The 25,483-nt window shown below is 54.7% G+C and carries 28 protein-coding genes; 21 read left to right on the top strand and 7 right to left on the bottom strand.

The features are described from left to right. Positions 1 to 2 precede the first annotated feature (2 nt). Complete coding sequence (locus HNR65_RS13775; protein WP_181552089.1) at positions 3 to 755, bottom strand: ATP-binding protein; 753 nt, start codon at positions 753 to 755, stop codon at positions 3 to 5. 383 nt (positions 756 to 1,138) lie between these two features. After that, positions 1,139 to 1,867, bottom strand: a complete 729-nt coding sequence (locus tag HNR65_RS13770; protein WP_181552088.1) for an HD domain-containing protein — start codon at positions 1,865 to 1,867, stop codon at positions 1,139 to 1,141. Between the two features lie 239 nt (positions 1,868 to 2,106). On the opposite strand from HNR65_RS13770, the gene HNR65_RS13765 reads away from it, so the two are divergent. The 9 genes from HNR65_RS13765 to HNR65_RS13725 all read left to right on the top strand — a co-directional run bounded on the left by HNR65_RS13765 (position 2,107) and on the right by HNR65_RS13725 (position 10,130). Further along, positions 2,107 to 2,355 (top strand): hypothetical protein, encoded by a 249-nt coding sequence (locus tag HNR65_RS13765; protein WP_181552087.1) that lies wholly within the window; start codon positions 2,107 to 2,109, stop codon positions 2,353 to 2,355. 139 nt (positions 2,356 to 2,494) lie between these two features. Beyond that, entirely contained in the window at positions 2,495 to 3,052 is a 558-nt protein-coding gene (locus tag HNR65_RS13760) for a metal-dependent transcriptional regulator (RefSeq protein WP_181552086.1), read from the top strand. Positions 3,053 to 3,217: 165 nt separating this feature from the next. Beyond that, positions 3,218 to 3,469, top strand: coding sequence for a FeoA family protein (locus HNR65_RS13755; RefSeq protein WP_232364780.1), 252 nt, complete (start codon positions 3,218 to 3,220; stop codon positions 3,467 to 3,469). Further along, positions 3,466 to 5,940 carry a ferrous iron transport protein B gene (gene feoB, locus HNR65_RS13750; protein WP_181552085.1) on the top strand — a complete coding sequence of 825 codons (2,475 nt, stop codon included), beginning with the start codon at positions 3,466 to 3,468 and terminating at the stop codon, positions 5,938 to 5,940. Before HNR65_RS13755 ends, feoB begins: the two co-directional genes overlap by 4 nt. A 137-nt stretch (positions 5,941 to 6,077) precedes the next feature. Then, on the top strand, positions 6,078 to 6,398 hold the full coding sequence (locus HNR65_RS13745) for a hypothetical protein (protein WP_181552084.1): 321 nt from the start codon (positions 6,078 to 6,080) through the stop codon (positions 6,396 to 6,398). A 62-nt stretch (positions 6,399 to 6,460) separates the two neighbouring features. Further along, positions 6,461 to 7,258, top strand: coding sequence for a DUF4198 domain-containing protein (locus HNR65_RS13740; RefSeq protein ID WP_181552083.1), 798 nt, complete (start codon positions 6,461 to 6,463; stop codon positions 7,256 to 7,258). Between the two features lie 13 nt (positions 7,259 to 7,271). Continuing rightward, positions 7,272 to 7,433 carry a hypothetical protein gene (locus HNR65_RS13735; RefSeq protein WP_181552082.1) on the top strand — a complete coding sequence of 54 codons (162 nt, stop codon included), beginning with the start codon at positions 7,272 to 7,274 and terminating at the stop codon, positions 7,431 to 7,433. Between the two features lie 61 nt (positions 7,434 to 7,494). Next, entirely contained in the window at positions 7,495 to 8,589 is a 1,095-nt protein-coding gene (locus tag HNR65_RS13730; RefSeq protein WP_181552081.1) for an LbtU family siderophore porin, read from the top strand. 173 nt (positions 8,590 to 8,762) lie between these two features. After that, on the top strand, positions 8,763 to 10,130 hold the full coding sequence (locus HNR65_RS13725) for a sigma-54 interaction domain-containing protein (RefSeq protein ID WP_181552080.1): 1,368 nt from the start codon (positions 8,763 to 8,765) through the stop codon (positions 10,128 to 10,130). Here HNR65_RS13725 and sfsA read toward each other — a convergent pair. Further along, the gene (sfsA, locus tag HNR65_RS13720; protein ID WP_181552079.1) at positions 10,100 to 10,831 is read right to left on the bottom strand and encodes a DNA/RNA nuclease SfsA; all 732 of its coding nucleotides are present in this window, start codon (positions 10,829 to 10,831) and stop codon (positions 10,100 to 10,102) included. The two genes, HNR65_RS13725 and sfsA, sit on opposite strands and share 31 nt — an antisense overlap. A 359-nt stretch (positions 10,832 to 11,190) precedes the next feature. Here sfsA and HNR65_RS13715 point away from each other — a divergent pair, with 359 nt between their 5' ends. The 9 genes from HNR65_RS13715 to HNR65_RS13675 all read left to right on the top strand — a co-directional run bounded on the left by HNR65_RS13715 (position 11,191) and on the right by HNR65_RS13675 (position 16,114). Beyond that, entirely contained in the window at positions 11,191 to 11,358 is a 168-nt protein-coding gene (locus tag HNR65_RS13715; RefSeq protein WP_181552078.1) for a hypothetical protein, read from the top strand. A gap of 123 nt (positions 11,359 to 11,481) precedes the next feature. Beyond that, positions 11,482 to 11,961 carry a ferritin family protein gene (locus HNR65_RS13710; RefSeq protein ID WP_181552077.1) on the top strand — a complete coding sequence of 160 codons (480 nt, stop codon included), beginning with the start codon at positions 11,482 to 11,484 and terminating at the stop codon, positions 11,959 to 11,961. A gap of 60 nt (positions 11,962 to 12,021) precedes the next feature. Continuing rightward, positions 12,022 to 12,186, top strand: a complete 165-nt coding sequence (locus tag HNR65_RS13705; RefSeq protein WP_181552076.1) for a rubredoxin-like domain-containing protein — start codon at positions 12,022 to 12,024, stop codon at positions 12,184 to 12,186. Positions 12,187 to 12,336: 150 nt separating this feature from the next. After that, the gene (gene rd, locus HNR65_RS13700; RefSeq protein ID WP_181552075.1) at positions 12,337 to 12,498 is read left to right on the top strand and encodes a rubredoxin; all 162 of its coding nucleotides are present in this window, start codon (positions 12,337 to 12,339) and stop codon (positions 12,496 to 12,498) included. 168 nt (positions 12,499 to 12,666) lie between these two features. After that, positions 12,667 to 13,851 carry an FprA family A-type flavoprotein gene (locus tag HNR65_RS13695; RefSeq protein ID WP_181552074.1) on the top strand — a complete coding sequence of 395 codons (1,185 nt, stop codon included), beginning with the start codon at positions 12,667 to 12,669 and terminating at the stop codon, positions 13,849 to 13,851. After that, positions 13,844 to 14,071, top strand: coding sequence for a ferredoxin (locus HNR65_RS13690; RefSeq protein WP_181552073.1), 228 nt, complete (start codon positions 13,844 to 13,846; stop codon positions 14,069 to 14,071). The genes HNR65_RS13695 and HNR65_RS13690 overlap by 8 nt, the downstream gene beginning before the upstream one ends. After that, positions 14,068 to 14,415, top strand: a complete 348-nt coding sequence (locus HNR65_RS13685) for a phospholipase D-like domain-containing protein (RefSeq protein ID WP_181552072.1) — start codon at positions 14,068 to 14,070, stop codon at positions 14,413 to 14,415. Before HNR65_RS13690 ends, HNR65_RS13685 begins: the two co-directional genes overlap by 4 nt. 2 nt (positions 14,416 to 14,417) lie before the next feature. Then, positions 14,418 to 15,113, top strand: coding sequence for a DVU0298 family protein (locus tag HNR65_RS13680; protein WP_181552071.1), 696 nt, complete (start codon positions 14,418 to 14,420; stop codon positions 15,111 to 15,113). Beyond that, on the top strand, positions 15,110 to 16,114 hold the full coding sequence (locus HNR65_RS13675) for an arsenate reductase/protein-tyrosine-phosphatase family protein (RefSeq protein ID WP_232364779.1): 1,005 nt from the start codon (positions 15,110 to 15,112) through the stop codon (positions 16,112 to 16,114). The genes HNR65_RS13680 and HNR65_RS13675 overlap by 4 nt, the downstream gene beginning before the upstream one ends. Here the strand turns inward: HNR65_RS13675 and HNR65_RS13670 are convergent. Then, positions 16,075 to 16,968 carry a HesA/MoeB/ThiF family protein gene (locus HNR65_RS13670; protein ID WP_181552070.1) on the bottom strand — a complete coding sequence of 298 codons (894 nt, stop codon included), beginning with the start codon at positions 16,966 to 16,968 and terminating at the stop codon, positions 16,075 to 16,077. The genes HNR65_RS13675 and HNR65_RS13670 overlap by 40 nt on opposite strands. 47 nt (positions 16,969 to 17,015) lie before the next feature. Here HNR65_RS13670 and HNR65_RS13665 point away from each other — a divergent pair, with 47 nt between their 5' ends. Next, positions 17,016 to 17,258, top strand: coding sequence for a MoaD/ThiS family protein (locus HNR65_RS13665; protein ID WP_181552069.1), 243 nt, complete (start codon positions 17,016 to 17,018; stop codon positions 17,256 to 17,258). A 32-nt stretch (positions 17,259 to 17,290) separates the two neighbouring features. Here HNR65_RS13665 and HNR65_RS13660 read toward each other — a convergent pair whose 3' ends face one another. From HNR65_RS13660 to HNR65_RS13650, 3 genes are all read right to left on the bottom strand, one after another. Continuing rightward, positions 17,291 to 17,923: a hypothetical protein gene (locus HNR65_RS13660; protein ID WP_181552068.1), complete on the bottom strand. Its 633-nt coding sequence runs from the start codon at positions 17,921 to 17,923 to the stop codon at positions 17,291 to 17,293. 138 nt (positions 17,924 to 18,061) lie between these two features. Beyond that, on the bottom strand, positions 18,062 to 19,798 hold the full coding sequence (locus HNR65_RS13655; RefSeq protein ID WP_181552067.1) for an aldehyde ferredoxin oxidoreductase family protein: 1,737 nt from the start codon (positions 19,796 to 19,798) through the stop codon (positions 18,062 to 18,064). A 185-nt stretch (positions 19,799 to 19,983) separates the two neighbouring features. Next, positions 19,984 to 20,778, bottom strand: coding sequence for an RNA methyltransferase (locus HNR65_RS13650; RefSeq protein WP_181552066.1), 795 nt, complete (start codon positions 20,776 to 20,778; stop codon positions 19,984 to 19,986). Positions 20,779 to 21,109: 331 nt separating this feature from the next. On the opposite strand from HNR65_RS13650, the gene HNR65_RS13645 reads away from it, so the two are divergent. Both HNR65_RS13645 and HNR65_RS13640 read left to right on the top strand, forming a co-directional pair. Next, positions 21,110 to 22,342, top strand: a complete 1,233-nt coding sequence (locus HNR65_RS13645; RefSeq protein ID WP_181552065.1) for an efflux RND transporter periplasmic adaptor subunit — start codon at positions 21,110 to 21,112, stop codon at positions 22,340 to 22,342. Between the two features lie 3 nt (positions 22,343 to 22,345). Further along, positions 22,346 to 25,483 (top strand): efflux RND transporter permease subunit, encoded by a 3,138-nt coding sequence (locus HNR65_RS13640; protein ID WP_269750887.1) that lies wholly within the window; start codon positions 22,346 to 22,348, stop codon positions 25,481 to 25,483.

The following is a 25,483-nucleotide window of genomic DNA, read 5'->3' as shown; positions in this document are numbered from 1 at the left end:
AATTATGCTGCGGTTTCTTTCAGGATTTTTCCCTTTGTGCTGATCACGATCTGCTTGTGGGGCACCTGTGTGTCCGCGGCTTCCATGCCTTTTCTGACCACCTGGGGCAGTCCGCTGCAGCACGGCACTTCCATGGTCACCGTGGTCACCGACCGGATGCCCGCCTGTTTGAATACGTCTGCAAATTTTTCCGTATAGCTGTCAATATCGTCGAACTTGGGACATCCCATCATTACTGCTTTCCCCTGCAGCAGATCCCTGTGCAGGTCCGGGTAGGCCACGGCCACGCAGTCTGCGAGCACCAGCAGGTCAGCGCCTTTTAAAAATTTTGCATTGGCGGGCACCAGGCGGATTTGCACCGGCCAGTGGGAAAGGGCGGAATCCGGGCTCTGATCTCCTTGAACGCTTCGGGCACCTTGACCGGAATCCTCGAAAATCTGCACTTGCCGGGACGGGCATCCGCAGGCCAATTCCGGCTGGGTTTCGTTTGTTTCAGACCCGGTTTGCTGAAGATTTTCCAGATGTTTTTCCACGGCTTCCTCGTCAAACTCCTCGGCTTCGCGTTCCACGATTTTCAGGGCGCCGGTGGGGCATTCACCCATGCAGGCCCCAAGGCCGTCGCACAGATTCTCGGAAATGACCTTGGCCTTGCCGTCGATGATCGCAATGGCGCCTTCGGCACAGGCAACAACGCACTGGCCGCAGCCGTCGCAGAGATCCTCGTTGATTTCTATGATTTTTCGCAGGGTTTTCATTATTTTCTCCGATGAATACGCTTTGATGGTTTGGTAAAAAGTTTCTAAGTAACTTCCAAAAAAAGGTGCTGTTATAGTTTGATCCCGGGGTTTGGGCCGGGAAGAACGCTTCCAAGGAAGCCCAAGAGCGAGGTCGGTTTTTGAAGCGACATTGAGCGTTTACGGAAAAATTCAGCAAATGCCGGAGCGTAAAAATTTCAAATTGTTTGAGGCCGACAGGCCGAGTTTTTGAAATTTTAGCGAAGGCATTGGCTGAATCCGTAAACGATCAGGAGCGAAAAAACTGACCCCGACCGCAGGGCTTCCTTCCTGCAAAAATGCCAGGCGGAATAAAAAGCTTCTTCCGATTCTGTCATTTTTTTGTTATTTGTAAAAATTTGAAGTTAATTCAAAAAAATCTCTTTTGCCCGCTTTTGGCCGGCTTGTGTTAGAAACTGCCGGCTGATAACCTTTTCCATGTGGGCTTTGTCCGGTTCTTTGCTTTTTGCCGAATCCTCCAGGTTGGCGATCAGGTCCGCATCATAGAGGACCCTGAAGTTCAATGTCTCATTTTCCCGGGGATGGTGGTGGTGGCCGATGATGTCGCAGACCTCGTCGATCATGGCATCTGCCGCGCCCACATCCTCCATGATCTGTCTGGCAACCCGAGGGCCTTCTTCCTCCTGATAGCGGGCAGCGCTGCTGCCATGCTTTTTTTCCGCCTCTGGAATGCCGATATCATGCAGGTATGCGGCTGCCAGAATCACCGCCATATCCCCGCCCTCCCGGCCGGCGATGGCTTCGGCATGCCGGGCCACCCGGGTGGCATGTCCGATGCGCTTGAAGTCCTGCCTGAAATATTTTTTCATTTCCACGGCAATCCGGTCCTTCATCAGCTCCTGGCGCTGGGCCAGCAGTTCCGGGGGCAGCTCGCCGAGACACTGGTCTGCGAACTTGCAATAGGCCGCGCACCCGAAGTCCATGTTCGGATTGACAAACCGGTGACCGCAGTGACCGCATTTGCGCATGGTATCATCCTTGAAAAATTCCACCGGCTTTTTGCATTCCGGGCACTCGGTTTCAAAAATGGCGCCCGGTTTCCAATATCTGCTGTCCTGTCCTGGGCATTTCATTCTATGCTCCTCCTTTTTGCCGGCCCTGGATTCATATGCAGCGCCTGGTTCACGTCTGATCTCAAATTAAGCATCCATTGGGATTGCGTAAATTGTTTGTCTCCTTTTTAAGGTATTTGCCGGGGTCCTGCATTGACTTAAGTCAAGCTTCCGGTTTGACAGTCTCCACGAGTGGAAATAGTTTATAAGAAAACCAGTACGAATGAATTTTAACCCACCGGACCCAAAGGAGAGGCTATATGGCTGACAAGGAAGCGCTTTGCGAAAAAATCAAAGAGATTTACCCGGATATCGGCGAATGCGGCATTGATGTAACAGTGGATTATGACCAGGAAAACAAGGCCTGGGTCGTGGATTTGAAAAAAGACCAGCATGAGCTCAAAACCTTTCTCGAACCCGAGGATGCAGAGACCTGCATGATGGGCAAGCAGTGCATCGGCCTGGGCATCCAGATTGCCCAGCTAAAGGACAATATCCTGAAAACCTAAAGATCTGCAAAAATCCCGGGCTGGATACACAAATCCAGCCCGGTAAAAAAAACGATAAAAAATCTTGACAAAGTTTTCACGATAGCGTAGTTAATTTTTAATAAAAGTTAGAGAAGCAAAATTTAATGAGAGCTCTCAAATGAATGAGCCCCAAAAACCGGATACAAAGGATAAACCGTTGACACCGGTGATGGAAGATTATCTGGAAGCCATTTTCGATTTGGCCGCTGAGAAAAAAGTGGTCCGGGTCAAAGATATTGCCGGTCGGCTGGACGTAAAGATGCCCACTGTTACCAGTATGCTCAAAACGTTGAGCAAACGGGGCCTGGTTCATTATGAAAAGTATGAATATGTTGAATTGACCGCCAACGGCCTGGCCGTGGGAAAGGAAATGCGGCGACGGCATGGGATCTTATATCAGTTTTTAACCGATATTTTGCAGGTTGAGCCGCAGATGGCCGACGAGGAAGCCTGCAGGATGGAACATGCGCTCAGCACTTCGACACTTGAAAGTTTTACGGATTTTATGGCCTTTATTCAGCAGTGTCCCCGGGCAGGGGAAAACTGGCTTCAGCATTTTGAAGAATACCGGCTTTGCGGCTATCAGCCGGAAAAATGCCGGGCCAGAACCGGTGACTTTGCCTGTGAACTCAAAAGTCGGGTCGGTTCTTTAAAAGACACTTCATCGGAAAAATAAGCCGCATAGGCTGATATCCGCCGTATTTTTTGGCATGGGGCCAGAGGCGGTTATTTTTTGGTGCATTCAGTTAGAAATATAAAACAATTAATGTGTTATCTAATCAATCAATAGTTGTCTATCCCGGAATCCCTCCTCAAGCCGGGGAAGGTTTCCGGGAAGGTTATGGCAATTTTTGGAAAGGACTGGAAAATGACATTGGATCAATTAAAGCCCGGGGATGAAGCCTATGTTGAAAAATTGTGCAGCCGGGACAGACTGGGGCGCAGGCTTATGGATATGGGGGTTTACCCCGGCCTGCGGATTCGGGTGATCCGGAATGCACCCCTTGAAGATCCCATGGAAGTGGAACTGGACGGATATTATATCAGTCTTCGGCATGAAGAAGCCAGGGCAGTGGAGATTGCATGCAAATGAGGCAGCAAAAAACGAAAATTGGACTGGCCGGCCAGCCCAACTCCGGCAAATCCACACTATTTAATGCTTTGACCGGTGCCCGGCAGCATGTGGCCAACTATCCCGGAGTAACCGTGGAAAAAAAGATCGGTTGGTATGCCGGCAACGGGGAAAATGTGGAAGTCGTTGATCTCCCGGGCACCTACAGTCTGACCTCCTATTCTCCGGAGGAGCAGGTGGCCCGGGATTTTATCCTCCGGGAAGATCCGTCCGTGGTGATCAATGTGATGGATGCATCCAATCTCAAGCGCTGCCTGTTTTTGACGTTTCAGTTAATGGAAATGCAGGCGCCGGTGGTCCTGGCCCTGAATATGATCGATCTGGCGGAAAAACGCGGCATTTCCATTGATACGCAAAAGCTTTCCGGACTTTTGGGCATTTCCGTGGTGGCCACGAATATGAAAACCGGCCGCGGGAAAAAGGAACTGCTCGACACCATTTCAGCACTGGCGGATACCAGTGGTTCGTCAGGCGGCATCGGGCTGGACTACGGGGAGATGGAGCCGTTTTTGCGCGACATTGAAAGCCGTGTTCTGGCCGAGACCCCGCAATTGCCGGCAGCTTATCCCCTTCGCTGGCTGGCCGTCAAACTAATGGAAGGCGACAGCGAAGTAATTCGACTGGTTGCATCGGTCCATCCGAGCCCTGAGGATTTTACCGCAGATATTGAACGGCTGCGCGCAGACTTCGAGTCCCGGTTTGATGAAATGCCGGAAATCCATATTGCCAACCGCCGCTATCAGGAGGCGGATCGGATCGCCAGATCCTGCATGTCACCGGGGCAAGCCCGGCGGCTTTCCTGGTCGGATCGGATCGATAAAGTGGTCTGCCACCGGCTGATGGGGCCGGTGGTCCTGGTGGCGGTGATCTGGCTGCTTTATTATTTGTCCATTGTCCAGGGTTACAATGTCACCAATTATACCTGGCCGATTCTGGCAAAGATCCGCAGCTGGGTGGAAGTCCTCCTGCCCGGGGCCGGATTTATTGAAATTCCGGTAATGCGGGCCTTTGGCTTGTGGTTTGTTGACAGCATCAATGCCCTTCTCAATTACATTCCCATATTTTTTATTCTGTTTGCCTTAATTGCCATTCTGGAAGATTCCGGTTACATGCCCCGCATGGCCTTTATCATGGACCGGCTTTTTTCACGCTACGGCCTGCACGGCCAGTCCACCCTGCCCATGGTGCTCGGCGGTATTTATGTGGGCGGATGCGCCGTGCCCGGAGTCATGGCGTGTAAAGCAATACCCGATGAACGCTCGCGGCTGGCCACCATTTTGGTGATCCCCCTGCTCAATTGCCTGGCCAAGGTGCCCCTTTATGTACTGTTGATTAATATTTACTTCGCTTCCCACAAAGCCTGGGCCATGTTTTTCATTTCCACGATCAGTTTGCTTTTGGTGCTGCCCATTTCAAAAATCCTGACTCTGACGGTGCTGAAAAAAAGGCCCACTTCCCCTTTTGTCATGGAAATGCCCCCCTATCATGTGCCCACTGTGCGCGGAGTGCTGACCCGGGCAGTGGAACGGGTCTGGCTCTTTGTGCGCAAGATTACAACTATTGTGGCCGCCGTGGCCGTGGTGGTGTTTATCCTGATGCGGTTTCCCGGCATCAGCGAAGAGCGCATGGCGCATTATCAGGAAGAAAAGCACAAAGCGGTCTCATCTTTTATCCAGGATATTGAGGATACGGATTATGCCGACGCTATTGATCCGGACAACATCATGGATTTTGTCCGGTACTGGAGCGGTTACAAAAATGCGCGCCTTGGGGCGGGCGGCGGTGATGCCGCCAAAGCCGTCAATGAAAGATTCAGGGAAAAAGACCCGGAGCTTTATGAAATTGTCACCCGCCAGGGAAAAGACGGCATGATTGCCTATCGGGCCGCCCGTAGCCTGGAGCGGAGCCGCAAGCAATTGCTCATGGATATGAAAAATGAGCAGATCCATAACAGTTTTCTGGGATGGGCCGGAAAGAGCCTGGAGCCGGTTACCCGGTATGCAGGGTTTAACTGGCGGGTTAACGTGGCGCTGCTAAGCGCGCTGGCCGCCAAAGAAAGCAGCGTTGCCACCCTGGGAGCCCTGTATGAATCAGATGAGCGGGGAGAATCCCTGGAAAAACGCATGGCATCAAAAGAGACAGGATTCACTCCGCTGCATGGTCTTTCCCTGATGCTTTTCATGGTGCTTTATCCGCCGTGCCTTGCCGCGGCTATTGCAGTTAAGATTCAGGCCGGGGGAACCCGGTGGATGCTGTTTTCCATTGGCTATTCCATGGTTTTGGCACTTGGCGTTGCCGTGGCGGTTTTTTCCGGGGGCAGGGCCCTGGGGTTCAGCGGCTTTCAAGCCATGTGGATTTTCTACGGTCTTGCCCTGACATTGACGGTGGTCATGGGACTGGTCCGAAACCGGCCGGATTTTGATGTTATTTAGGGCGGTAACATTATTTGGCGGAAAATCTGAATGTTTATTGAAAGGAATCGTTTTTTTAATGGACGGATGAGGGGCCCTGAGCGCTTCCGGGCCCCTCATCAGGTTTTAATTTACTTAATTTAAAGGAGGTTTGTTGTATGCAAAAGACAAGATGGACGGCACTTATGGGATTTATTCTGATTCTCGCGGCATCAGGGCCGGCTCTGGCCCATACTCCCGTGTGCTCCTGCTATGGAATTGGCGATGGCACGGTGGTTTGTGAAGGTGGATTTTCTGACGGCTCGTCTGCAGCGGGCGTGGAAGTACGCGTGGTCGCAGAAGACGGAAAAGTGCTGGAAAAAGGCAAAATGAATGATTTCAGCGAATTTGAGTTTGACCAGCCGGAAGTGCCCTACACCGTCATTTTTGATGCGGGAAAGGGGCATGAGGTTGAAATTCCAGGCGAGAAAATTGATTAGCAAATCAACCGCAATGATTCTGAAAAAACCTTGAAAGTCAAGATAAAAAGGGAGATGCAGGAATGAAAAAATGGGTAGTGATGGCTGCAGCCGCCGCAGTATTTATGACAGCCCCTGCAATGGCACATTTCCAGATGATTTATACCCCGGAAACCGCTTTGGAAAACGGGCAGGCCATTGATCTGAAACTGGTATTCACCCATCCTTTTGATGCCGGCCATACCATGGATATGGAAGAGCCCGAGCAATTCTTTGTGGTGCGTAAACAAAGAAAAAAGGATTTGAAAGACACCTTAAAACCCATTGAGTGGACGGGGCTGGAAAACAGTGGTGCAGCCTATGAAAGCACCTGCCGCCTGAGGGGGATGGGCGACAATGTGTTTTGCCTGGTGCCGACCCCTTATTATGAGGAAGAAGAAGACGTTTATATTCAGCAGATCACCAAGATGATGGTCAATACGGCCGGGTTTCCAACGGATTGGGATGCGGAAATCGGGCTGCCGGCTGAAATCGTGCCCCTGGACAAGCCTTATGCGCTGTGGACCGGAAATGTATTCCGGGGTGTTGTCAAAAGAGAGGGCAAACCGGTTCCATATGCAGAAATCGAGGTGGAATATCTCAATCATGAACCGGATATGAAAAAAAACGCCTTTGCCGGAAAGGCGAAAGTCCGGGCCCCTCAGGATTCATTTGTCACCATGACCATTAAAGCCAATGCCAGCGGTGAATTCACCTATGGCCTGCCCAGGGCCGGGTGGTGGGGTTTCTGTGCTCTGGGTGCGGGCCCGGCCACTGAGCACAACGGCAGGGAACTTTCCCAGGATGCCGTGATCTGGGTCCAGGCCCGGGATATGAAATAAAGGAAATTCGTTCATGGAAACCGTGCTGCTTGTGATCATCGGGTGCGCGGCCGTCTGGTACCTGTGCCGTTACATTGTCCGCGCACTCAGCGCGGGTGGTTCCGGGTGCGGGTGTGCAACGTGCCGGGATTGTCCATTGGCGCAAAAACAAGAAAAGCAGGAAAAATGCCAATAACCCCGGCAAGGCAATTCATTATTTGCAATTTAAAATAAAAAAAGAAATGGAAAAGGAAAGAATGAAACAGATTATTGTATCGATACTCAGTTTTTGCATGTGCGTGATAGTGACGGGCTCGCCGGTATTTGCCAAGGAGCTGTCCAATTATGAGTTAACCCGGAAAATTAACGAACTTGAACAAAAAGTGGGAATAAGGGATTTTTCCGGTCAGTGGACGGATCGGATTTCCATCAGCGGCCTGCTGGAAGTCGAAGGGGTGTATGAAGATCGGGACAACCGGGACGGCACAGGTGAAGATTCCAGCGATCTGAACCTGGCAACGGTCGAGCTGGGCATTGATGCGCAGTTCAACGATTATGTTAGCGGACATGTTGTGTTTTTGTGGGAAGAAGACGACACCGAGCCCGTGGACCTGGATGAAGGTTTTATTACTTTAAGGCCGGGCAGAGCCAGTCCGTTTTATCTGACCGCCGGCAAACTCTACGTGCCGTTTGGCAATTTTGAAACCCACATGGTTTCCGATCCCCTGACCCTGGAACTCGGAGAGACCCGGGAGTCGGCCGCAGTGGCGGGTGTTAAGCAAAACGGCTTTTACGCATCGGCCTACGTTTTCAACGGGGATACGGACAAATATAATGATGACAGTCACTTGGACAATTTCGGGGCCAATGCCGGATATATCATGGAGAGGGAAAACTTCACCCTGGATGCGGGTGTTGGCTATATCAACAATATCCTTGATTCAGACTTTTTATCCGATGAAGGCATTGAAGAAGTAGATGATTATGTGGGCGGGGTCGCAGCCCATGCCATTTTTTCCTCCGGGCCGGTGACCCTGATCGGCGAGTACATGACCGCCTTGGATGATACCGAGTATACGGACAATGGCAACATAATGGAAATAAAAGAGATTTCCGCATGGAACCTGGAACTGGCCTATGGCTTCACCTTTGCGGAAAAAGACACCACCCTGGCTGTGGGTTGGCAGGGAACAGACGATGCAGGCGGGTTTCTGGCAGAGGACCGCTACATCTGTGCGATGAGCATGGACGTGTTTGATTCCACATCCGTTGCCCTGGAATATTTCCATGAGGAATATGAAAATGATGATGAAAACGATGCCGTGACCGCCCAGCTGGCCTTCGCATTTTAACCAGCAGAATTGCCGCAAAATGAGACATTTGCTTGACTTGAACCGGTAACGTGCTATGATTTTTCCCCTGCTTTGGCCTTTGTGCCCGGCAGGGGTTTTTTAATTTTGCAGCCGGCTGCAGCTGCGGCCGGCAAACAGATGGATCCAGGCGAATCAAACGGTTTAAAACAACTATGTCTGACGACACACTCACCCGGCTGCTTTCGGAAAAACAGAACCTCATACGAATCCTGGATCATTTAAAGGAAGGTATTATCGCCCATGATCTGAAACGCAGGATCTTTTTTTTCAACGAGGAGGCAGAACGGCTCACCGGATACAGCCGCAATGAGGTGCTGGGCAAAGACTGCCACGAGGCGTTTGGCCAGCCGTTTTGCGGCCAGAAGTGCCTTTTCGATGAAAACCAGCCGGAAAATCACCAGGATCTGCCTGAATACATGGAGTATCCGGTCACGATCCTGACAAAAGACGGCCAGAGCCGCAAGGCGGAAATGTCGGTTTCCCCGATCCGGGATGATACCGGTGTTATCGTGGGTGTGCTGGCCTCTGTGAGCGACCTGACCGAACTGCTCAAGCTCCGGTTCAAGGCCGGGGAATTATCCGGATTCGGCAGCATTATCGGCCGGGATTACAAGATGCTCCAGATTTTTCAGCAGATCCGGGATCTGGCCGCTTATGACTACCCGGTGCACATCTCCGGGGAAACCGGCACGGGAAAAGAACTGGTGGCAGAGGCCATTCACCATGAAAGCCGCCGGGCCGGGGCATCCTTTGTCCCCATCAATTGCGGGGCCCTGCCCGAAGGCCTCATTGAAAGCGAGTTGTTCGGTCATGTCAAGGGTGCTTTTTCCGGGGCCATACGGGATAAAAAAGGCCGTTTTGAGCTGGCGCACAACGGGACGGTGTTTCTCGACGAGATCGCCGAGCTTTCCAATGCCATGCAGGTCAAGCTGCTGCGGTTTCTGCAGACCGGAAAATTTGAAAAGGTGGGCGGCGAAAAGACCGTGAGCGTGGATGTGCGCATCATCAGCGCCACAAACAAGGACCTGAAAAAACAGATCCAGGCCGGGGCGTTCCGGGAGGATTTGTATTACCGGTTAAATGTGATTCCGGTTCATTTGCCCCCCCTGCGGGAGCGGCGAAATGACATCCCGCTTCTTATTGAACATTTCCTGCGCAATGCGGCCCGGGAGCACGGCGATGAACCCCCAAAGGTGGTCTCCGAAGAAGCTTTGGGTATTATGCTCGATTATGACTGGCCCGGCAATGTCCGGCAGCTGCAGAATGTGCTTCAGTTTGCCATTGTCAAATCCGGCGGCAGCGTGATCCGGCCGTCAAATCTGCCATTGGAGCTTCGCAGTGCAAAATCGTCTGAAAAGCGGCGGGGGCCGGACAAAAAACTCGATGTGGATTCCGTTCGTGCGGCCCTGGAAAAAACCGGGGGAAACAAGGTCAAGGCGGCAAAGCAGCTGGAAGTGGGGCGCGCCACATTGTACCGGTTTATCCGGGATTATCCGGAGGCGGTCCCGGAAAACGAGTAAGGCAGGCGGTTTCTGAGCCCGATGCCGGCCATGTCCATGTACACGTCATAGACCAGAATTTCCACCCCGTTTTTTACAGCCCTTCGCAATTCCTCCCCGTATGCCGGGTCAATGTGGTCGGCCGGCATAAATTTGACGGCGTCCATGCGCTGTACCAGGAAAAACATCACACACCTGTGGCCTTCTGCGGCCTGGCGCTGCAGCTCTTTTAGATGATTTCGACCGCGCTGGGTTTGCGCGTCCGGAAAATACCCGGTCTGGTTTTCCACCAGGGTGCAGTTCTTGATCTCCACCCAGCATTTTCCGGTTGTGCGGCTTTCCAGCATCAGGTCAAACCGGGTGTGATCCCCGGCCCGCACTTCGGCGCGCACTGAATCATATCCCGACAGCTCCGGGATCACGCCGGATTCCGTACACCTGCGCACCAGCCGGTTGGGCACCAGGGTGTTTGTGCCCACTAGGGAGCCGGGCATTTCAATGAGTTCCCAGGTGTATTTGAGTTTGCGCCGGGGATTGTCGGAAACAGAGATGTAAACGGGCCTTCCGGGCTGGCTGCAGCCGGCCATGCTCCCGGAATTGGGACAGTGGGCCGTTACCGTCTCACCGGTTGCCAGCCGGATGTCTGCAATAAACCGCTTGTATCGGCGGATCAGTGTGCCGGCGATGAGTTTTGGCCATTGGATGAAACAATTTTGTACCATGATACAGCCCTGATACATCAAAATCGACAGAAAGAAAACCCAATCCGTGCATTGCCGGTCATGTCTGCATGACTTGACAACATCCTGCGGCAACTCCCATGATAAAAATAACACTTTGTTTTTATATAAAAATTGATTTATATTGGGATTGGTTTTCAGGGGGACCAAACAGCTTTCTGCCCAAAAAACCGGCCGGTGCAGCAGTGTTTTGGCATGAAAGTTGTAAAGTTTGCATCATATGATTCAACAAAAAATCAAAAGCAGCAGCAACCCCTGTCAGCACAAAAATAAATGCCAGCATTCACAGAAATGATGGATTTCAGGTATTGAAACCGGCCAACGAAAATATTAAAAGAACAATGGAACTTGTCAAAGCCATGCTGGAGCTTGCCGATGATGGTGATGCCGAGCGGGAGGATGCGGGCTGCGGCGTTCTTTACGGGATGATCCGGGATGCGGGCTACAAAATCCGTAAACGGGCTGAAGCCGAAAAGGCCGCCCATATGCAGAAAGGCAACTGGCGATAACCCTCTGCAGCGTTTTGTCCGGCATCTGCAGCAGTCAGCCGGCATGGGACTGGCAAAAAAATTTATAGGCATTATTTTTGTGAAAAGTGCTGGTTTGTTAACTTTAATACAACGGAGGAAGTGATGGCTGCATTTGATTTCAGCGCTGATGATGTTTTTAAGCTGGCCGAGGATATCGAGATCAACGGTGAGCAGTTTTACCGAAAAGCCGCACAAGATGTGGACGACCCCAAAAACGAGGAAATGCTTAACAATCTGGCGGACATGGAAGCAGATCACAAGCGGCTTTTTGAGCAGATGCGCGCTGAGTTAAAGGAGAAGGAAAAAACCCAAACCGTATTTGACCCTGAGGGAGATGCGGAAAATTATCTCAAGGCCCTGGCAGACATTCGGGTGTTTTTTGAAAAACCCATTGACACATCTTCCATGGAAAATATTTTAAAAGCCGCCATCCAGGCGGAAAAAGACTCCATCGTGCTTTATCTGGGCATGAAGGAACTGGTGCCGGAAAAATACGGAAAAAACCGGCTGGAAAATATCATCAAGGAAGAAATGGGGCATATCCGCCTGCTGAGCGGGGAACTGACCAAGCTCAAGAAATAGTTTCCCCGCCGGCGCCGGACCAGGGCCCTATAACCGTTACCATGCAAAGGAGGTGACACTATGCCCAGCTGGAAGTGCAGCAACTGTGGATACACATTTGACGCTGATGCGCCGCCGAAACAGTGTCCGTCATGTAAGGAAAAATGCGAATTCGTGGACAATTCCTGCTACACTCCGGATTGCGCGGACTCGGGCCGTGACGACCGGATCGGTTCCAAACGCTGATAATCCGTTTTCACATGAACATGGTTGACGGTCCGCTGATGCTCAAAAAGAGCAGCCTTGGCGGCGGCATCAAGATGGCACAGGATTACGGCCGCCAGGTTGCGGCCAAACTGGAATGATTTTTAGCTGAACCAACAGGAGGAAATGAGCATGGACAAGTATGTTTGCACCATCTGCGGATATGTGTATGACCCGGCCCAGGGTGATCCGGACAACGGCATTGCAGCGGGCACCAGTTTTGAGGATCTTCCCGACGACTGGGAATGCCCGGTCTGCGGTGCGCCCAAGGCTGATTTTGAAAAACAGGCATAGAACCGTAAAACCGGTTTCAGGCATTTTTGCGCTCCCGTCCGGGAAAAGCTCCTGAAACCGGTTTGTTTTTTTGTAAACCCGGCGGATTGTCAATCTGTGCCGGTTTGAACCAGTGACGCAAATAAGACCGACAATTTCAAAAAGCAGCAAACAGAGAGGCGACAGGCTATGAAACCGGTGGAGATCGCAAAAGGCGTTTATCATGTCGGCGTACATGACTGGAACATCCGGGATTTTCACGGATATTCCACGGAAAAGGGCACCAGTTACAATGCTTTTCTGATTGTGGATGAAAAAATCGTGCTCATCGACGCTGTCAAAAAGGAATTTGCCGACCAGCTGCTGGCCAATATCTCGCAGGTTGTGGATCCGAAAAAAATTGATATGGTGATCAGCAATCATACCGAGATGGACCATTCCGGGGGACTGCCGCGGGTCATGCACTATATCGGTGAAGACAAGCCGGTGTTGTGCTCCAAGATGGGCAAAAAGAACCTGTCCCAGCATTTTTCACAGGACCTGAACTACCGGGCAGTGGAAAACGGCGAGGAGATTTCCCTGGGCGGCCGGAGCCTGGTTTTTCTTGAAACCCGCATGCTGCACTGGCCCGACAGCATGTTTACCTTTGACAAGACCAACGGAATTCTTTTTTCCAGCGATGCATTCGGCCAGCACTATGCCGGCTATGAAATGTTTGATGACGTGATCGGCAATGCCATCATGGCGCATGCAAAGAAGTATTTTGCCAATATCCTGCTGTTGTATGCGCCCAAAATTTTAAAGCTGGTGGAGCAGGTAACCCAAATGGGCCTGGATATCCGCATGATCTGTCCCGATCATGGGATTATCTGGCGAACGGATCCGGCCAAAATCATCAATGCCTATGTTGCCTGGAGCCAACAGGAGCCATTGAACAAGGCGGTGGTGGTCTATGACACCATGTGGAAAAGCACCCGCATCATGGCCGAAGCCATTGCCGACGGCATCGCCGAAGCCGGCGTGGCGGTCAAGCCCATCCACATCCGGAGTTCCCACAGAAGCGAGATCATGACCGAGCTGCTCGATGCCCGGGCTTTTGTGTTCGGCTCGCCCACGTTAAACAACAATATTTTTCCCACCGTGGCCGATGTGTTGACCTATGTAAAGGGTTTGAAACCCAAAAACCGCCTGGGCGCAGCCTTTGGCTCCTACGGCTGGAGCGGCGAATCCGTGAAAATCATCCAGGCCGAGCTTGAAGCCATGGGCGCGCAGATCATTGACAAGGGCCTTCGGATCCAGTACGTGCCGGATGCCGATGCCGTGGCGCAGTGCGTGGATTTCGGCCGCCGCATCGGACAGGCTGTCAATGAATAACCAAAAACCCTCTGAGCCTGACGTTGAGCTGGCCGATTGCATTGAATGCGGCGTGTGTGCGGATCTCTGCCCGGATGTGTTTGAAATGACCGATGCCGGGTATGTGCGGGTGATTCCCCAGCCGGTCTATCCGAAAGACTGCGTGGATGAAGCCATCAAGCACTGCCCGGCCGACTGCATCCGCTGGAACCCTCAGGCTCCCGCAGGAGACGAATCATGAAAAAAGTGGCGCTGTTTGTATTCAATGATGATCCCATGTGTTTTACCCATGTGCTGTTAAATACCCTGGATATGCATGAGCGTGGATATAATGTCCAGGTGGTCCTGGAAGGCGAGGCCACCAAGCTGCTGCCCGGCCTGGAAAACGAAAAAACAGCAACTTACGAAATGTGGCGCAAGGTTATAGACCAAAAACTGGTGGCCGGGGTGTGCCGGGCCTGCTCCAAACAGATGGGCACCCAGGCATCTGCGCAAAAACAGGGCCTGGGGCTTCTCGATGACATGTCCGGGCATCCCTCCTTTGCCGGTTTTCGGGACCAGGATTACGAAATACTGGTATTTTAGCCGTGACTGGCGCCAGAGCCCTGAAACGTGAAATCCGGCAGGTGCTGGCCGATTCCGGGCAGGACAAGGCCATGGCCAGCATAGGGGGCCATCGGCCCAGGCAGGCCATTAATGCTCTGATATCGCATTTTTATGAAGCAGAAGCCTTGATCCGCTGGCGTGCAGTTACTGCCGCCGGCATTGTCACCGCGGATCTGGCCGAAGCAGAGCCCGAGTCAGCCAGGGTGATCATGCGCCGGTTCATGTGGATGCTAAATGACGAGTCCGGGGGCATCGGCTGGGGCGCGCCCGAGGCCATGGGTGAGGCCATGGCCCGAAATTCCCTGCTGGCCGCTGAATACGCCAGTGTCTTGTGCTCCTACATTGATCCCGGACAAAATTTTTTGGAACACCCGGGTCTTCAGCGCGGGCTGCTCTGGGGCCTGGGGGAACTGGCGCGGGCCCGGCCGCAGATGGCCGCATGGGCAGCACTGCATATCGCCGGGTTTCTTGATTCAGATGATGCTTATCACCGCGGCATCGGGGTCTGGGCGGCCGGCAATATGGGCAGCCCGGACAATCTTGACCGGGTTCATGCACTGACTTCAGACAGGGCTGTGATCGAATTTTTTGAAGACTGGCAGCTTTATTCGGTCTCTGTTGCAGAATTGGCCCTGCGGGCGGTTTCAGCCATTACCCGGACACAAGAGGAGGAATGATGTACGTTTTGGGTCTTCAGGGCAGCCCCCGGGCAAAGGGCAACACTAACTTTCTGATTGACGGATTGCTCGATCACCTCAGGGCAAAGGGTGCGGAAACCGAAAAAATTAATGTCCGCCGGCTGCGGGTGGAGCCTTGCATCGGCTGCGGCTACTGTGAGGAAAAAGGCATCTGCGTGTTTGCAGACGATGACATGACCGCCCGGATTTATTCCATGCTGCGCCGGGCCGATGTGGTGGTCCTGGCCGGGCCGGTTTATTTCTACAATTTTCCCGCACACATCAAGGCGGTCATTGACCGCACCCAGGCCCTGTGGTCGCGAAAATACCGCCACAGCCTGGAAGATCCGGGCCGGCCCTGGCGAAAGGGCATCCTTCTTTCCGTGGGGGCCACCAGGGGCAAGAACCTGTTTGACGGCATGAAGCTCACAGCCCGGTATTTTTTTGACGCTGTTGGTGCGGACTACACTGATTCCATTGTCTACCATAGAATCGAAGCCCCGGGCGATCTGACCCATCATCCCGGGGTGGCAGATGACATCCAATCCTGCGCCGCAAACCTGGATTCGCTTCTGGCCCGGAAAAAAATCCTTTTTGCCTGCCGGGAAAACGCCTGCCGCAGCCAGATGGCAGCGGGATTTGCCCGCTACCTGGCCGGCGACCGCATCGAGGCGCTAAGTGCCGGCAGCACCCCGGCGCCAAGGGTCAATCCCGTGATGCAGGAAGTCATGGCGGAAAAGGGCATTGACATGGCTTACCGCACTTTGCGATCCATCGAGGATGCTGTTTCCGGGACCCGGCCGGACATGATTGTGACCATGGGCTGCGGTGAGCAGTGCCCCTATATTCCCGGGGTGTCATATGTGGACTGGGACTTACCAGATCCGGCCGGCCAGTCCATTGATTTGATGCGGCAGGTCAGAGATGAGATTGAAAAGCGGGTCAGGCAATTGATGGACAATCAGGACGGGTCCGAATCATTGTCAAAGGAAAATTCCTGAAATCCGGCGTTTTCCAGATCCACGTAAAGCATCCGGTTTCGCAGCACCCGGCCCCGGCCCAGAAGAATCTTGATGATTTCCATAACCTGAAGGGTTGCCATGAGCGCCGGCGTCACCCCGGGAACCCCCATCATGGCCTCGGGCGACGGGGCGGAAGCGCTCTGCTGCTCCGGTTTTCCGTAAAGGGCTTCTATGCCGGGATCCGGGGGAAACACGGTCATGACCTGGCCTTCAAGCCCGGCAATGGCGGCATGCACCAGGGGGATGCCCGCCTGCCTGCAGGCGGCGGCAAGGGTCATCCGGCTGGCCACGCTGTCCAAGGCATCGGCTGCGGCGTCCGCGCCCTCAAGAATCTCTCCTGCATTTTGCCGGTCCATGGCCACGGTAAAAGCCCGCACGTCAACTGCCGGGTTGATTGCGGCAAGGATTTTTTTTGCGGCCTTTGCCTTGTTTGTGCCAAGGGTTTCTGAAAAACACATTGCCTGGCGGTTGAGGTTGGATTCGGCAAATGCGTCCGGATCGGCAATGGTGATTTTCCCGATGCCCGTGCGCGCGGCGCCGGCCGCGATATGGCCGCCCAGGCCGCCGGCCCCGATAACGGCAATGCCGGATTCGGCCAGTTTGAGCTGGTCTTGTGTGGAAAGGCTTGTTGCGTTTCGCATGTAGCGAACAGGCCAGATGCCGGCTTCCAGGGCGGCCGTGTAAGCCCGGGCAAGACCGGTTTGACACAGCTCTGCCGCCTGCTGCGCCCGGGCCTCGGAAATCACCTGCACGGGCCTTTTTGCCGGATCATGGATTTTTTCCGCCATGTCTGCCACGGTCTGGCCGAGGCGGGAGTCGCTGTTTGGGTTCATATGAACGCCTTTGTGTGAAAATCCCTTAACCAGCGCGGGGATGGAAAATGAATGTTGATTTTTACCTGTATGCCTCACTGGCCCGATACCTGCCCGAAGATGCCCGGGCGGAAAAAAAGACCATTGTTTCGGTTTCGCCCGGTACAACGGCCCGGGATTTACTGAAAACTTTTGAGGTCCCCGAAAAAGAGGTCAAGCTCGTGTTTGTCAACGGCGTGCGCAAGAACCTGGATGCGGTTGTTTCAGAAGGCGACCGGGTGGGCATGTTTCCGCCCGTGGGCGGCGGTTAGCCCCATTCCCCGGCGGCCGGTTTTTTTGCTTATCACCGCCCCTGTGCGTCTGCGGCATGGATTTGAATGCGCATGGTGCCGGTTTTCTGGCTAAGGGTTGCTGCCACATCTCCGGCATGAATCTTTGTGTGATTGATCTGCACCTCAGGGTTGTCTTTTTCAAGTATGGATCCCTGGCGTGTCCAGAAGTCCAGGAAATCCTTGATCTCCATGACCACGCCCGTTTCCAGCAGTTGATTTCCCAGGTCTGCGGCCACCTGGTTGAAGCATTTGACCGTGACGGCAACAATTCTGCCCTGTTTAACCCTGTTCTTATTTTGCCGGATTTCGCTGCAATGGCGCCGCAGGCCGCTGTATGTGCCCTGCTTGCGGAAGGCAGCCCCGAACACCCCGGGCATGGCCGCTGATACCGCAAGGGTGCAGGTGTTTTGAATCTCTTCGGATTCCGGGCTGTCCACGGCCCGGCCGTCCATGAACAAGGTCTGGATTCGGTTTTGAATGTAGCCGGCATCCGTGCACAGGGCCTGCTGCAAAAAATCGCTGACCCGCGTGCCGGCCGGTGTCTCAAATTGGATGCCGTAGCCGAAAACAAGCCGGATAAGCGAAAGTCGGCTTTGAGCCACGATGATGGCCATTTCCACGGACGGCTCAGCAATGGATGTCATAAGCGCAATCTGATCCTTTTTCAACAAAGGTGGAATCGTAAAAAAACTTTTTACAGGCTTATCAACAAAAGCGCCCCGGAGAAAACAGGTGGTTTTTCGTCCGGGGCGTGTTGTGTCGGTTTTCACACGGTACTGAAATCAGAAGTCAAACATCGTGTCCAGATCCGCGTCATTGACCTGGAAGGTGATGTTGTGGGGCGCCAGTGCTTCCTGGCGGAAGTAAGCCGGCAGCCGGTCGTCTTTGGGACCAAAGCCTGCGCGCTCGTTAAAGTCCCGCTCCATTTTCAGGATTTTTTTGCCCATCTCCGTGACATCATCGCCTGTGAAGTTCAGGCCGTGAAAAGCGTTGATCATGTCAATCAGGGCCTGAAAGGTTTCCTCCTGGTCCAGGATGGCAAATGCAATAAACAGGCACATGCCTGTTGAGTCAATGGCTGCGGTGGCAATCTGGAGATTGCGCGAAAGCTCGATCTGGCCTTCGGGCTTCAGGGCGTCCACGCTTCCGCCCACGCCCATGATATTGGCGGTCACAGCGTATCCGGCCGTGTGGTCTGCGCCCATGGTGGAGGTGGCATAGGTAACCCCCATTCCCTGAACGGCCCGGGGGTCATATGCGGGCATGGACTGGTTTTTGACCACAGGCACCCGTTCCACGCCAAAGACCTTGCCGGTCACGCCCGCGCCCGAGCCCAGGATCCGGCCCAGGGGCGTGCCCTTGCCCACTTCTTTGACCAGTTCGATGGCTTTGGCGGCATCTCCGAATTCCGCCAGGCCCGCGTCCATGGCCACGCCGATGGTGGCGCCCATTTCGATGGTGTCGAGTCCAAAATCGTCGTCCAGCCGGTCGAGCATGGCGATGGAATCCAGGTCGTCAATGCCGCAGTTGCCGCCGTGGGCCCACACGGTTTCATACTCGGGCTGCTTGGTCAGGTAATGACCGTCTTTGTCCATATAAGTGCCGGAGCAGCGGATCACGCATCCCCGGTGACAGCCGTGGGTGGCCTGGCCGCCCCGGGCGGTTTCGGTTTCTGCCTGGGTTTCGCCGCTGATGGCCGCAGCCTTGTCAAACCGGCCGGTTTTAAAATTATAAGTGGGATACCCCCCTGCCTCGTTGACCACGTTGGTCAGCACGTTTGTGCCGTAAGCGGGCAGGCCCTGGCCCGTGACCGGATGCTTCTTTAAGCCGGCCACAAAAGCCTTGTTGGCTTCCTTGAACTTGTCTGAATCCATAGGCGAACGCATGGACAGGCCCGAGTCATCCAGTACGATAGCCTTGATCCCCTTGCTGCCCATCACCGCGCCGACCCCGCCGCGGCCGGCATGCCGGGAGGGACGCAGTTCCATGTCCGTGCACGCCACTGTGGCGGCCCCCAGCTTCATCTCGCCTGCCTGGCCGATGGAAAGACAGCAGATCTTGTCGCCGTACTCTGCGGTGAGTTTTTCCACAGCATCGTAATTGCCGAGCATTTTCAGATCATCTGCCGGCAGGATTTCCACGCCGTCTTTGTTGACCACAAGCTTATAGAGTTTGTCCTCTGCGGGTTTTCCCTCCAGGACAATGGCCGCATATCCGAGCCGGCCCAGCACCTGGGCGGCCTGGCCGCCGGAATTGGCCTCCTTGATGCCGCCGGTCAGCGGGCTTTTGCACCCAACGGAAATCCGGCCGGACATGGCGGCAGCGCTTCCGCTGAGCAGGCCGGGAGCAATGACCAGCTTGTTTTCAGCGCCCAGGGGATGGCACAGGGGCGGGACTTCTTTGGCCACCACGGCCGATGTCATGCCCCGGCCGCCGGAACCGGCGTAATCGCCGATGGGTTCTGTGACAGCTTTGGGGGGATGGTCCGGACCCATCTGGATGCGGAGAATTTTGTCCATGAGAAAACCTCCTTATAATTCAGGCTGGTTAAAGGATGATGGCACCATCTAAAAACTGACTTTTACGAAACCGTCAAAGGATCGGAAAAAGGCAGAATTGGTTTCTTATTCTATTTTTATGGGAAATCCGGAAGATGTCAAGCAATTCATGCAGATGGCCGGGCTGTAAATCGACAGGCCAGGGTTTAGCCATCGTCGGCATTATCAAGGCCCAAGGCCGGATCCGGGGGCTTGCGGTTTTGCCCGTCCCTGTAGCATTTGCCTGCATACCAGTTGATCTGCCGGCAGATGCCCCGGATCAGGCTTACCTCCCCTGCGCGCAGGGGCAGGCGGGAGAAAAATCGCCGGAACCGGTCCATCCAGTGATCCGGGTTTTCAGGCTGAAGATAGTTGATGCGCACCAGGGTTTCGGTTAACTGGGCGTACATGGCATCAAGCTGTCTGCGGTCGGCCAGTTTCGGGGAAAAGGCCTTTGGCGGGGCAAGGGTGGCCTTAAACAGTTCATAGCAGATAATGGTCACTGAGTGGGCCAGGTTGATGGAGGAAAACCGGGCAGTGGGAATATGGACAAGGCTGTGGCAGAATTGCAGTTCGGCATTGGTCAGGCCCCGGTCCTCCGGGCCGAACAAAACAGCCGCCTTGTTTTGTGCGCTGATGGAAATCAGTTTTGCAGCTGTTTTTTCCGGGGAGGAAAGGACCTGCCGCCGCCCCCCGAGCCGGGCGGTAGTGCCGGCCACGTAGCTGAAGCCGCCAAGCGCGGTCTGTAGATCATCAAAAACTTCGATGCCGTTTGCCAGGTCTGCGGCCGCGTGCGTGGCCAGGGTGAGAATCCGGCTGGTGTCAAAGTTTTCCGGGCTGACCACGATCAGGCGGCCCAGGCCCATGTTGCACATGGCCCGGGCCGCGGCCCCGATGTTTTCCGGATACCTGGGCCGGTTTAAAACAATGGCGATATTTTCCAAAAAAGGGTGCGGATCCATGATGTCCTGGTTTTTTCCAAAGGTTGGTTTTTTCTTAGCAGGCCCCGCAGCATCGGTCAAGCCGGGGGCTGGAATTTTATATCCCCGGCACCGGGCCAATGGAAAACCGCATTTTTTGCCCGGATCACTGAATTTTTCCGGTCCGGTTAATTGAATTTCATGGTATACATCACAGTTAAACGTTTTGAAAGCGAAACCCTTCAGAAATAGCCGGAACCGGAGACCCTTATCAACCTGTTGGCGGTTGACCAATCGCATACGGGGCGTTGCCGAAAAACCGGTTCATGAGGGGGAACTTTTGGCTGCAGTCCGAATGTTACAAGGTTTTGAAATGAGATTTTATCTGAGCGTGTTATTCATTCTGGCATGCGTCATCCCGTTTTTGGCTTGTGCCGATCAGAATCCCGAAGACCAGAAAGGCGGCGGTCCTGAATCAGAAGCCGCCGCAGCCCCGCCCGAGGTGGGATACATCACGGTGAAGCCGCAGCAGATCACGCTGTCCAATGAACTGCCCGGCCGGGTAAAAGCGTATCGTATAGCCGAGATCAGGCCCCAGGTAGGCGGCATCATCGAATCCCGGCTATTCAGGGAAGGCAGCTTTGTCGAAAAAGGCCGGCAGCTCTACCAGATCGATCCGGCCCGCTATGAGGCCGACTTGCAGAGTGCCCAGGCCGGGCTGCAGGATGCCAGGGCAAAGCTGAAAAACGCGGCCGCCCTGGCCGGCCGCTACGAACGCCTGATCGGCGCCAAAGAGATCAGCGAGCAGGCCTACGACAACGCCATGGCCGATCTGGAGCAGGCCAGGGCGGCAGTCGCGCTGGCCCAAGCCGCAGTGCGGACCGCAAAAATCAATCTCGACTACACAAAGGTCTACGCCCCGATCAGCGGCTATATCGGGCCGTCGGCCGTAACCGGGGGGGCGCTGGTCACCGCCGGGCAGCAGGCCGCTCTTGCAACGATCCGGCAGCTGGACCCGGTCTATGTCGACCTGTCCCAATCGGCCTCAGAAGCCCGGCAAGTGCAGCAGCGCATCATGGCCGACCGGATGAAGGGAAAGCCTGAAACCGAATATCGCGTGTCTTTGTTGCCCGGCAGTTCAGAAGAACCCTATCCCCATGCCGGCGCACTCGATGCTGCTGATCTTTTTGTCGACCCGCAGACCGGAACCATCCGCCTGCGATCGGTGATTCCCAATCCGGACACTGAACTGCTGCCGGGCATGTTCGTGCGGGCCTCCCTGGAGTTGGCCGGGGCCATGGAGGCCATTATTGTCCCCCAGAAAAGCGTGATCATCGAACCAGACGGCACAAATTCCGTTTGGGTGATCGGCGAAGGCGACCAGGCGGAAAAGCGCGGCGTGAAAACCGGCGCTGCCTGCAAAAACAACTGGGTGATCCGTGAAGGCCTTGAGGCCGGCGACAGGGTGATCGTGGAGGGGACAATGATGCTGCGCCAGGCAACGGTGGTAGAGCCCATAGCGCTTGAAGAAAAAAAAGACCCGGGCAATAATCCGGATCCGGAGGGCGCCGGGAAAACCGGTCCCTCGGGCAAAAATAGGTCATAGGCAATGCTGTCGAGGTTTTTCATCAACCGGCCGATTTTTGCGTGGGTCATCGCTCTTGCCATCATGGGGGCGGGGGCGCTTTCCATTTTTATTCTGCCGGTGGAGCAGTATCCAACGATCGCCGCCCCGAAAATCGTGGTTTCGGCAAACTATCCGGGCGCATCGGCCGAAACGCTCGAAAATACCGTCACGCAGGTGATCGAACAGAATCTTACGGGAATCGACAACCTGCGCTATATTCAGGCCACGAGTTCCTCTGCCGGGCGGGCGAGCATCACCCTGACCTTTGAGCCGGGCACGGATCCGGATATCGCCCAGGTGCAGACCCAGAACAAAGTCTCCCAGGCCCAGGCCTCGCTGCCTTCAATCGTTCAGCAGCAGGGCATCTCGGTTCGCAAATCCGGCAGCAGTTACGCGCTGATCGTCGGGTTTTACGCGGAAGACGGCACGCTTGACCGAAATGATATTTCCGATTTCATCGCCTCCAATCTGGTGGAACCGTTGAGCCGGGTCGACGGGGTCGGCGAGATCAATGCCTTCGGCCCGGAGCATGCCATGCGGGTGTGGCTCGATCCATCGGCCATGTACAACTACAAAATTACGGCCCTGGATGTGATCGGCGCTATACAGGAGCAAAATGTGCAGCTGGCCACCGGCGAGATCGGGGGTGCACCGAGTGTTGAGGGCCAGCAGATCAATGCGACCATCACCGCCCAGTCCCTTCTGGAGACGCCCGAAGAGTTTGCCCGGATTCTGCTTACAGTTGCCCCGGATGGATCCAGGGTCACCCTCGGTGATGTGGCCCGCATCGAGATCGGCGCGGAAAGCTACAGCATTATCGGCCGGTACAAACGGAATCCCGCCGCCGGCATTGCCATCCAGCTGGCCCCCGGCGCCAATGCCCTGGAAACCATACAGGCACTCAAGGACCGGGTGGAAGAGTTTCGACCGATTTTTCCCAAAGGCATCGCAACCGCCTATCCTGTCGATATTTCCCCCTTTATCCGGGCTTCAATCACCGAGGTATTAAAAACGTTGGGCCTGGCCATCGGCATGGTTGTGCTGGTGATTTTCATATTCCTTCAAACCGTGCGGGCCACATTCATCCCCGCGGTGGCCATCCCGGTGGTGCTTCTGGGGACTTTCGCCTGTTTATCGGCGCTCGGCTATTCCATCAACCTGCTGACGCTGTTTGCACTTGTTCTGACCATCGGTATGCTGGTTGATGACGCCATTGTGGTCACGGAAAACGTCCAGCGCAAGCTGGAAGAGGACAAGACCCTCACATCCAGGCAGGCCGCGTTTCTCTCCATGCGGGAGATTTCGGGTGCGCTTGTGGGCACGACCACCGTACTCTGGGCGGTTTTTCTGCCCATGAGCTTCTTTCAGGGGGCCACGGGCGCCATCTACCGGCAGTTTTCCATCACCATGGCCGCAGCCATGGCCATTTCACTGTTTATTGCGCTGAGCCTCTCACCGTCGCTCTGTGCCATGGTCCTGAGGCCCGGCAGGAGCCGCAAACGCACCGGGCCGTTCGGTTTGTTCAACCGCGGGTATGAGAAAGTGCAAAACGGGCATGCGCGGGTTTTGCACAAATTAATGAAAAGCCGCATTGTTCTGCCCCTTGTCTTTATTGTTCTGGCGGCGGCAAGCGCGGTGCTTTTTTTCCGGATTCCGACATCTTTTCTGCCTGACGAGGATCAGGGCCGGATGTTTGTTATGCTCGACGGGCCGCCGAGCGCGACATTGGAGCGGACACTTGAAAAAATCAAAAAAATCGAGGATTTTTATCTCGACAAGGTCGGCGGAGCCGTGGACGGGATTTTTGCCGCGGCCGGGTTCAGTTTTGCCGGCAGGGGCCAGAATGTGGGCGCGGCGTTTATCGCACTCAAGGACTGGGAGCAGAGGGGCGAGGAAAACTCTGTTTTCAGGATTCAGCAAAAGGCCCGGCAGCAGCTTTCCGGGGTGCGCGACGCGTTTATCATCCCCATTGTCCCGCCGCCGGTATCCGCCCTGGGCAACGCCAGCGGGTTCGAATTCCAGCTGGTGGACCGGGCGGGCCTCGGCAATGAGGCCCTGTCCGATGCCATGAATCAAGTGCTGGGAAAGGCAAACAGCAGCCCCCTTCTGACGCAGGTCCGCTATAACGGGTTGAGCGACACCCCGCAGTACAATCTGCGCATCGATGCTCTAAAGGCGCGGGTCATGGGCGTGCCGATTTCCACCGTCAATCAGACACTGAGCACCGCCCTGGGCGGGACATATGTAAACGACTTTCTGGAAAAGGGCCGGGTCAAAAGGGTCTATGTGCAGGCCGATGCCCCTTACCGTATGATGCCTGACGATATTGGCCGCTGGTATGTTCGAAACGAATCCGGCGGTATGGTGCCGCTTGCGGAGTTCGGCTCCGGCGGCTGGACCCATGGCTCACCGCAATTGACCCGGTTTAATGGTTCCTCCTCGCTTGAAATCCAGGGGTCGGCAGCCGGGGGCGTCAGTTCCGGGCAAGCGCTGGAGGAGGTCGCAGAGCTTGCAAAAAGCCTGCCCCAGGGCATCGGGATCGAATGGACGGGTCTTTCCTACGAGGAGCGGCAGGCCGGCAGCCAGGCCCCTTTGCTCTATGCCATCTCCGTGGTTGCGGTCTTTCTGGCACTGGCCGCACTCTATGAGAGCTGGGCCATTCCGCTGGCCATTATACTGATCGTGCCTTTCGGCATATTTGGGGCGCTTTTGAGCACCTGGCTCAGTTCCCAGGCCAATGACGTCTATTTTCAGGTAGGCCTGCTGATGACCATCGGGCTGGCGGCAAAAAATGCGATTTTGATTGTCGAATTTGCAAAAAACAATTTCGAAGATGGCATGAGCGCCTATGATGCCGCATTCCATGCTGCAAAGCAGCGGCTGCGCCCCATATTGATGACGTCGTTCACCTTTATCCTGGGTGTCATGCCGCTTGCCTTTGCCTCCGGTCCGGGCTCAGGGGCGCAGAATGCGATCAGCATCGGGGTGCTGGGCGGCATTTCCGCTGCCACCCTGTTTGTGGTGTTTTACGCACCCTTCTTTTTTGTTTCGGTATACCGGCTGTTCCGGGTCAAGCAATCTGCCGGGAGTCGGAACGGGACAACCGCAGAACAACGATAA

The sequence above is a fragment of the Desulfosalsimonas propionicica genome (genome assembly GCF_013761005.1).
In the GTDB taxonomy this organism is placed as follows: domain Bacteria; phylum Desulfobacterota; class Desulfobacteria; order Desulfobacterales; family Desulfosalsimonadaceae; genus Desulfosalsimonas; species Desulfosalsimonas propionicica.
The sequence above is the reverse complement of the archived record's forward strand: the minus strand, read 5'-3'. Positions and strand labels throughout refer to the sequence as shown.

What these genes read in the sequence shown, in the direction of transcription:
- HNR65_RS13775 (WP_181552089.1), bottom strand. Translation starts at nt 755, where the DNA reads ATGAAAACCCTGCGAAAAATCATAGAAATCAACGAGGATCTCTGCGAC.
- HNR65_RS13770 (WP_181552088.1), bottom strand. Translation starts at nt 1,867, where the DNA reads ATGAAATGCCCAGGACAGGACAGCAGATATTGGAAACCGGGCGCCATT.
- HNR65_RS13765 (WP_181552087.1), top strand. Translation starts at nt 2,107, where the DNA reads ATGGCTGACAAGGAAGCGCTTTGCGAAAAAATCAAAGAGATTTACCCG.
- HNR65_RS13760 (WP_181552086.1), top strand. Translation starts at nt 2,495, where the DNA reads ATGAATGAGCCCCAAAAACCGGATACAAAGGATAAACCGTTGACACCG.
- HNR65_RS13755 (WP_232364780.1), top strand. Translation starts at nt 3,218, where the DNA reads ATGGCAATTTTTGGAAAGGACTGGAAAATGACATTGGATCAATTAAAG.
- feoB (WP_181552085.1), top strand. Translation starts at nt 3,466, where the DNA reads ATGAGGCAGCAAAAAACGAAAATTGGACTGGCCGGCCAGCCCAACTCC.
- HNR65_RS13745 (WP_181552084.1), top strand. Translation starts at nt 6,078, where the DNA reads ATGCAAAAGACAAGATGGACGGCACTTATGGGATTTATTCTGATTCTC.
- HNR65_RS13740 (WP_181552083.1), top strand. Translation starts at nt 6,461, where the DNA reads ATGAAAAAATGGGTAGTGATGGCTGCAGCCGCCGCAGTATTTATGACA.
- HNR65_RS13735 (WP_181552082.1), top strand. Translation starts at nt 7,272, where the DNA reads ATGGAAACCGTGCTGCTTGTGATCATCGGGTGCGCGGCCGTCTGGTAC.
- HNR65_RS13730 (WP_181552081.1), top strand. Translation starts at nt 7,495, where the DNA reads ATGAAACAGATTATTGTATCGATACTCAGTTTTTGCATGTGCGTGATA.
- HNR65_RS13725 (WP_181552080.1), top strand. Translation starts at nt 8,763, where the DNA reads ATGTCTGACGACACACTCACCCGGCTGCTTTCGGAAAAACAGAACCTC.
- sfsA (WP_181552079.1), bottom strand. Translation starts at nt 10,831, where the DNA reads ATGGTACAAAATTGTTTCATCCAATGGCCAAAACTCATCGCCGGCACA.
- HNR65_RS13715 (WP_181552078.1), top strand. Translation starts at nt 11,191, where the DNA reads ATGGAACTTGTCAAAGCCATGCTGGAGCTTGCCGATGATGGTGATGCC.
- HNR65_RS13710 (WP_181552077.1), top strand. Translation starts at nt 11,482, where the DNA reads ATGGCTGCATTTGATTTCAGCGCTGATGATGTTTTTAAGCTGGCCGAG.
- HNR65_RS13705 (WP_181552076.1), top strand. Translation starts at nt 12,022, where the DNA reads ATGCCCAGCTGGAAGTGCAGCAACTGTGGATACACATTTGACGCTGAT.
- rd (WP_181552075.1), top strand. Translation starts at nt 12,337, where the DNA reads ATGGACAAGTATGTTTGCACCATCTGCGGATATGTGTATGACCCGGCC.
- HNR65_RS13695 (WP_181552074.1), top strand. Translation starts at nt 12,667, where the DNA reads ATGAAACCGGTGGAGATCGCAAAAGGCGTTTATCATGTCGGCGTACAT.
- HNR65_RS13690 (WP_181552073.1), top strand. Translation starts at nt 13,844, where the DNA reads ATGAATAACCAAAAACCCTCTGAGCCTGACGTTGAGCTGGCCGATTGC.
- HNR65_RS13685 (WP_181552072.1), top strand. Translation starts at nt 14,068, where the DNA reads ATGAAAAAAGTGGCGCTGTTTGTATTCAATGATGATCCCATGTGTTTT.
- HNR65_RS13675 (WP_232364779.1), top strand. Translation starts at nt 15,110, where the DNA reads ATGATGTACGTTTTGGGTCTTCAGGGCAGCCCCCGGGCAAAGGGCAAC.
- HNR65_RS13670 (WP_181552070.1), bottom strand. Translation starts at nt 16,968, where the DNA reads ATGAACCCAAACAGCGACTCCCGCCTCGGCCAGACCGTGGCAGACATG.
- HNR65_RS13665 (WP_181552069.1), top strand. Translation starts at nt 17,016, where the DNA reads ATGAATGTTGATTTTTACCTGTATGCCTCACTGGCCCGATACCTGCCC.
- HNR65_RS13660 (WP_181552068.1), bottom strand. Translation starts at nt 17,923, where the DNA reads ATGACATCCATTGCTGAGCCGTCCGTGGAAATGGCCATCATCGTGGCT.
- HNR65_RS13655 (WP_181552067.1), bottom strand. Translation starts at nt 19,798, where the DNA reads ATGGACAAAATTCTCCGCATCCAGATGGGTCCGGACCATCCCCCCAAA.
- HNR65_RS13650 (WP_181552066.1), bottom strand. Translation starts at nt 20,778, where the DNA reads ATGGATCCGCACCCTTTTTTGGAAAATATCGCCATTGTTTTAAACCGG.
- HNR65_RS13645 (WP_181552065.1), top strand. Translation starts at nt 21,110, where the DNA reads ATGAGATTTTATCTGAGCGTGTTATTCATTCTGGCATGCGTCATCCCG.
- HNR65_RS13640 (WP_269750887.1), top strand. Translation starts at nt 22,346, where the DNA reads ATGCTGTCGAGGTTTTTCATCAACCGGCCGATTTTTGCGTGGGTCATC.